1 protein-coding gene and 2 pseudogenes are annotated in these 2,005 nt (G+C 56.8%); all 3 read right to left on the bottom strand.

All coding sequences use genetic code 11. The features are described 5' to 3' along the window. Positions 1–235: hypothetical protein (locus ACXJKH_RS19370; protein WP_457321806.1), on the bottom strand; the 235-nt coding region annotated here is incomplete at its 3' end. Next, positions 232–1,056 (bottom strand): annotated as a pseudogene (locus ACXJKH_RS19365) (RHS repeat-associated core domain-containing protein). The gene ACXJKH_RS19370 and the pseudogene ACXJKH_RS19365, both read right to left, overlap by 4 nt. 343 nt (positions 1,057–1,399) lie before the next feature. Continuing rightward, positions 1,400–2,005: pseudogene (locus ACXJKH_RS19360) on the bottom strand (integrase); the annotation flags it as partial.

Genomic DNA, 2,005 nt, shown 5'->3' with positions numbered 1-2,005 from the left:
CTTCAATCCTATGCGACACCTCAACACTTTCAGAAAAGTCTGCGATAACTTCCGTCTCAATGCAGGAGATATYCTCTTCAACCGAGGCAGTAGGTTCAGCGTCTACAAAGAACGTCAACTCAAACCTCTCTTCACCTTCAATGCTGCAGCAAACCCCGACTAAGGCGGGAAACACCTCACCCAGCAAAGCACGGTTAACTCTGAGTATTATTTCGGATCGAAAACTATGATTCATGGGCTTGGCCTCGATGGCACGATGTGAATGCCGTCTTTTGCGTAGTGAATGATGCCATTGGATGTGGGAAAAGAGTTTCCATCATAATCAATGAAGGTGCCAATTTCCCGACCGTAGTTAACTCGCTCCTTCGACCCAGGCAGACCAACGGCCACATTTCCAACCTACTGCCCCGTTCCAGCATGTCGTCCAAGTTCAACAGGGTCTGCGGCAAGGACGCTTCGTCCCTCGGTGTAGTTATTATGTCCTATCTGGTGCTTACCTTGCTTGCCGATGCTGATTCTGGGAGATGGACCATGCATCATCCCCCCACCACCAGACTTCCCTCTCGTTATCGCACCCACAACCACAACCGTGGCAAGCGTCTTCACACCTTCGCTGGAAATTTTTCCTGTGTCGACGAAGCTTCCGACGGCTTGCCCAATCAATGCACCATCCTCAGCACCGCTGCCTGCCGTCATCGCAGCAGCTTCACCACTTGGCCAGGTCTGCATCCGCTCTTTGTCATTACGCAACATGTAGCCAACCGAAGCTCCGCATGACATCTCGCAGGACCTGCATTCTTGCCGTCCATCAGGATCCCGGTAGCCATACGGATTATTGGCCGCATACTTGTAACGGTTGAACATGCCCATCGGGTCTGCCGAAACGGTCACCGGGTCGGCGCTTAAGAATCTTCCGATCTGCGGATCGTAATAGCGCTGCTGCATGTATATGAGGCCGGTTACAGCATCAGAGACATGCCCGGTGTAGCCCATACCATCGACCGCCTCTCCGATCGGCGCGCCGTAGGGCTCGTATTGGGTGCGCTCAACAATCACGCTAGCAGCGTTGGTGGCTGCAACCAGGCTCCCCAACGAGTCCAGGTGCTGATAGCTAACTGTGCCGTTCTTGCGCAAAGCCAGCGTGCGCGAACCTAGCCGGACGTATTCGGTAGAGCCCACGCCTCGGCGCTGCTCGAAAAACAGATCTCCTCCTTGGCCGTAGAACGAGCGGGCTCGTTCTCCATTTAGATCGGAGGCGACAGTGCGTCGTCCGGCTGCGTCGTACTGGTATGCCTCTAAGCCCTGAATGGCACGCAGGCGGTTGCCAAAGTCGAACTCATGCACACGCCCATTCTTGTTACGCAGATTGCCCTGCTCGTCATAGGTCAGGCCGGTGACGGTCGTCGCCCCGCGGGTAGTGACCAGAGGCCATAGCCCACTCGAAGAACCCGCCTTTCCCGCCGATGTAGGACTGCTTGTTCGTCAGGGTCGGCGTCGAGGCCCCCTTTTCCCGCATTTCCTGATACCAGCGGGCCAAGTCCGAGCGCGTGATGGCATTGACCTTAAACTTCGGCCCCAAGAACGAGACCAATGCCTCGATGGCCGTTTTCTTGATCGTGTAGGCCTTGGGCAGAGTTGAGGGCTTGAGCGTCGACAAGAAGGCATCGCGCGCCTTTCCCAACGTGATGGTTTCGATCGCCTGCGCAGGTGGCGCTGCGGGTGCGCGCGTCACCTGCGGCCAGATCTCGCGAGCCGGCCCCCGGCTGGCTGCTGCAGGCTGCTGTAGCGTGGCCGCCATCGCTTCCAACTCCATGAGCTGCCGGTAGAGCTTCAAGTCCTTCGGACTATCAATCTGCCATTGCTCCGTGACCGTCCCGTCCGTTGCCCGGGTGCGGTTCAACGTGAGCTCGCGCAGGTTCTCAGCACTCGTCAAACGATCAATGAGGAGGTCAGCATCCGTTTTGGCGAGCTTGGCCACGCGTTGATCCTTCAACTGTGCGAAGAG

The organism is Stenotrophomonas sp. P5_B8 (assembly GCF_054049855.1).
Note: the sequence above shows the minus strand (reverse complement) of the source record. Positions and strands in the feature narration are given on the sequence as shown.